The organism is Olleya namhaensis (assembly GCF_900114005.1).
Classification (GTDB): domain Bacteria; phylum Bacteroidota; class Bacteroidia; order Flavobacteriales; family Flavobacteriaceae; genus Olleya; species Olleya namhaensis.
Genome location: NZ_FORM01000034.1, coordinates 1 through 1,098, shown reverse-complemented (window position 1 = coordinate 1,098; position 1,098 = coordinate 1). Strand labels below are relative to the sequence as shown.

The 1,098-nt window shown below is 29.5% G+C and carries 2 protein-coding genes; both read right to left on the bottom strand.

Translation table 11 applies throughout. The features are described from left to right. Nucleotides 1-392, bottom strand: a 392-nt coding sequence (locus tag BMZ09_RS16000) for a tetratricopeptide repeat protein (protein ID WP_245741164.1), incomplete at its 3' end; no start/stop codon positions are given. A 262-nt stretch (nucleotides 393-654) separates the two neighbouring features. After that, nucleotides 655-1,098 (bottom strand): hypothetical protein (locus BMZ09_RS16295; RefSeq protein ID WP_218143728.1); only part of this gene is annotated, 444 nt, incomplete at its 5' end.

Here is a 1,098-nt window from a genome sequence, read left to right as displayed (position 1 = left end):
GCTCTTTCTAATTTTCCAGCGTGCATTAAAGAAAGTCCTCTGTCAATGAATGAAGCCATATCAGTACTGTCTAGTTTAATTGCTTCTGTAAAGTCCGTAATTGCTAAATCATATTTTTTAATTCGATCGTAGGAAAGTCCACGATTTATGAAACAAGTTTTTCGGACACTTTTTTCGTCGACTATTTCCATCAATTCAGTATAATTTGAAATGGCTTCTTGAAAATTTCCCGATTTGAAATTCGAGTTTCCAGAAGTATATAATTCAGTTGCTTTATTCTGTGAAAAAGCTGTTGTGGAAACTAAAATTCCAATAAGAAGTATTAATGTTTGTTTCATTTTTCTGATGTTGCCTAACGTTGATGTATATGGTTTGTTGCGTGTTTTAAGCAACTAATTTAATAAATAATTACCGACCAAGAAAGTCCGCGAGGACTTTCGCAAGTAGGCTAGAAGCCAGCAATAAATTATATACGGTGTTGCCAACAGTTATTTTCATTTTCTACTTACTTACAATTTTTAAAAATTCCGATTATAATTTTCATCAAGTTTTTATTTCCGCAAACTTGTTAAATTCCACAAGAGTATTTTTCACATTCAGTTCGGTTTTTAGAAACATTTATATATTACGTTTTATTCTTAATTCACATTACGCTTACAAACCATTTAAATTTAAAAAAGGAAATGATATTCCAATTATTAAAACTAACAAAATTATTATTTCATATTTTCTTTTTGCGGATTCTGAAAGTCCATAAATTACAATTGAAGTTCCTATTATATAAATCAAGGACATAATTAAAAAGTTTTCAATTCCAGTTATGTTCGAAATCATTAAAGACAGCAAAACATTAATACTTCCGTGTATTGGAAGTTTTCCATTTCCAATCAACCAAAATGTCACAGCGTTAATTATCAAATAAATGATAGTAATTATTATGACTTTCTTTTTAAACATATTTAATGATTTCAGTTCAGGTTTAATGTCGTTTTTTAATTGTTGGCAACGTTGTTGTATATGGTTTGTTGCGTGGTTTAGAACGTAATTTAGCAAATAAAAACCGAATAGAATATCCGCGAGGATATTCGTAAGTAGGCG